The sequence below is a fragment of the Kitasatospora sp. NPDC091257 genome (assembly GCF_044757675.1).
Lineage (GTDB): Bacteria > Actinomycetota > Actinomycetes > Streptomycetales > Streptomycetaceae > Kitasatospora > Kitasatospora lactacystinica.
The window spans coordinates 1-1488 of sequence record NZ_JBIVVI010001662.1 but is presented as its reverse complement, the minus strand read 5'-3'; the positions used below and the strand labels follow the sequence as shown (position 1 = coordinate 1488).

General features: G+C 73.3%; 2 pseudogenes. Both read right to left on the bottom strand.

Annotated elements, in window-relative coordinates:
- Positions 1-1002: pseudogene (locus ACIQOV_RS41110) on the bottom strand (hypothetical protein); the annotation flags it as partial.
- A 7-nt stretch (positions 1003-1009) separates the two neighbouring features.
- Positions 1010-1488, bottom strand: a pseudogene (locus ACIQOV_RS41105) (hypothetical protein); the annotation flags it as partial.

The following is a 1488-nucleotide window of genomic DNA, read 5'->3' as shown; positions in this document are numbered from 1 at the left end:
GTAGGTGGTCTCCCCCGACAGCAGCCGGTAGGGCAGCGGGGTGTAGCCCAGGTGCAGGCGGCGGCGCGCGTACTGCTCGGCGTCCGCCGTGGAGCGGGCCGCCACGCTCCCCTCGGGGCGCAAGCGCAGCGCCAGGTTCTCCCGGTCCGCGCGGGCGGGTGCCACGAGGTTGCTGAGCAGCGCTGCGGCGTCGCGGGTGCCGGCCGGGTCGCTGGTGAACGTCCACGAGTGCAGCACGCACAGCCGAACCGCCTGGGTGCCGGCGGGGAGTTGGCCGGGGTCGAGCCTGCCCTTGAAGCCCTCCAGGGAGACAAGGTGCGCGGTGTAGGTGCCGACCTGGCGGGGAAAGCGGTTGGCGGCCAGCACGGCGTACTGGCCCTCGGTCAGGATCTCGCCGTCATCGAGTAGTTGCGGTCGGGTGGAGACGTCGCGGACGTGGGCGAGGTAGTGCAGTTCCTCCTCGCGCGGCACCAGGGTGGTGAACAGCTCGGCCGGGATGTCGATGCTCTGGCAGCGGCCGGCCTCGATGTCCGGGGTGATGCCGGTGTCGCTGAGGTCCGGCCCGAGGATCCCCGGTCCGGGGCGGCGCAGCTCGGCGACGGTGCGGGTGGTGGTCTGCCCCAGACCCTCCGGGTCGTCGGGCAGTTCGCCCGCGCGGACGACCATCAGGGCCAGCCACGGGGCCTGCTCGGGTACCGCGCGGGCGCGCAGCAGCCGCTCCCAGGGCAGGATCGAGCGGTTCAGGGTGATGTGCGGCAGGGTGCGGCTGAAGTCGCCGCTGGCTCCGTCGGCCGGGTAGTGGGCGTGCACGGACGAGGGATCGAGGACGAAGCGGACCGCGCGGATCTCGAACTGCTGCGTGGCGGTGGGGATGGCGGGCGTGTCGACGCGCACGCCGTCCTTGGTTAGGTGGTGATCCGCCGTGAGGGTGTAGACGCCGGCGGTGGCCAGCGGGCGGCGGTAGTCGTGGAAGGCGACGCGGAGGTCTTCGGTGCCGCTCAACGTCGGTTCACCTCTCGGCTGTGGTGGTCATGGGCGCGTGGGTGAACGTGGTCTGCGCGAGGTCCGCGTAGCGGGTCAGCGCGTCGTCGGTGCCCGGGGCCAGACCGAGGCCGGCCAGGGCGGCGTGCACCGAGGCGCGGCGGGCCGCGGTGGGCGGCGCGGCGATGCCGGTGGCCGGGTCGACGATGATGGCGATGCTGCCGTCGTCCGGGGTGGACGGCGGGCCTTGTGCCGTCGAGCCCAGCTGCGGGATCGGCGCGTCCGGCAGCCCGTCGACGTCCAGGGCCTCGGCGTCGACCCAGCCGACCGCCGGGGCCAGTTCGGGCTTCGGGATCTCGAAGGTCAGGCCGGCCAGGCAGCCGCTGAGCAGCCCGTCGCTGCCATCCAGCACATCGCTGGGCTTGCCCAGCGGCTTGCCCCACATCGCCTTGGGCATGTCCTGCCGGTAGACGGCGACACCCCATCCGGTGGGGGTGTAGTAGTCGG